At 32.5% G+C, this 1300-nt stretch carries 2 protein-coding genes; both read right to left on the bottom strand.

From position 1 onward, the window contains the following. A partial coding sequence (locus tag F607_RS32305; protein ID WP_038292681.1) for a hypothetical protein occupies nucleotides 1-255 on the bottom strand: 255 nt, incomplete at its 3' end. 76 nt (nucleotides 256-331) lie between these two features. Continuing rightward, complete coding sequence (locus F607_RS0127230; protein WP_027710492.1) at nucleotides 332-1174, bottom strand: hypothetical protein; 843 nt, start codon at nucleotides 1172-1174, stop codon at nucleotides 332-334. Nucleotides 1175-1300: the final 126 nt, after the last annotated feature.

The following is a 1300-nucleotide window of genomic DNA, read 5'->3' as shown; positions in this document are numbered from 1 at the left end:
GATTAAAAAACCAGAAGCCGCTAAAGCCACTACACCAAAGAGACTCTTTCCTTTAAGCATTGCGATAGTAAGGCCACCAAAATAACATAGCATGATAATTGGAACAAACGTAGTAATAATGCCTATCCAAAAACCTACCAACTCTGTCAAATCAGAAAAGGCAAGTCCACGATATAACGCATAGCTAATCCCAATAACAAAAGTCGCAGTATATATAAACAAAAAAAATTTAAAAGCTGCTTTAAGCTCTGACATCTAATACACTCTCAATATTCAACATAAATTGATAGCATCAATTTTATGAACAATTTTATTTAATACTGAAATCAATCTATATAAACTGAAAGTATTCTCCATTTATCTTCACTATATTTATATTTATTGTTCCGCCTCCTTCAAAGTTTATTAGCGGTATAGCCTCCTCACCTTCATCTAACTTTATATTCTCATTAATATCATTAGACATATCAGGCTTAATTCTTAACTTTATATATTTATCGTCTAAATACCTCTTCACAATAAGTTCATGAGATAAAACTTTCGTTTTCTTAAGTTTATTTTTTACAAGTTTTTCTGCTGCGCTTTTCGATTGCTCGAGAAACAATTGCTTATCATATCCTCTAGCATCTATCGTTATTAAATTGCTAACACTAAAAAATCTTATAAATTTATCAACATCACTTTCGAGCATGTCTGAGAGGTTCGTTTCAAAAAGACTCAGTATTTTATGTGCGATATCTAAAAAGTCTTCATTTGTTTCTTCTTCAAATATCTCCAACTTATTTAGCCATGGAGTGACATCATATAAATCTGCTTCAAAAGTCTGTTTTATGACAATAGCATTAAGCTCTTCATCATATTCACCGTCTATAGATGAGTAAGAAAAATCACTAATTAATTTACCAGCAGAAGCCCCTTTATTACCTATTTGTAGATTTCCTTCAATAACAAAGTCTACTTTACGTATATCTGTAATACCCTTCTTACGGTTAACCCAGTGAGGCCTACATATAAATGAAAGTTCATTCATACCCTTAATAAGATAATCATTTAGACCAGCTGAAAAAGTGCCTGACTCAGAATCATGCTCTAAAAAGAAAGGAATACCATTTATCAAAATTTCAAGTGATAATTGTGAATAGCTATAGGTCAACTGTATAACTTTAGGACTCATTATGTGAACTCATTCATTAATGATGATTTCGAAGTTAAGTCAATTCTACTAGACTTTAGTCATAACGCTCCCGCAGAGCGGGAGGCTTGACAGCTATGAGCAGCCCCAAGGGCTGCCAATGTTAAA

Source organism: Zooshikella ganghwensis DSM 15267, from assembly GCF_000428585.1.
Classification (GTDB): Bacteria; Pseudomonadota; Gammaproteobacteria; order Pseudomonadales; family Zooshikellaceae; genus Zooshikella; species Zooshikella ganghwensis.
The sequence above is the reverse complement of the archived record's forward strand: the minus strand, read 5'-3'. Positions and strand labels throughout refer to the sequence as shown.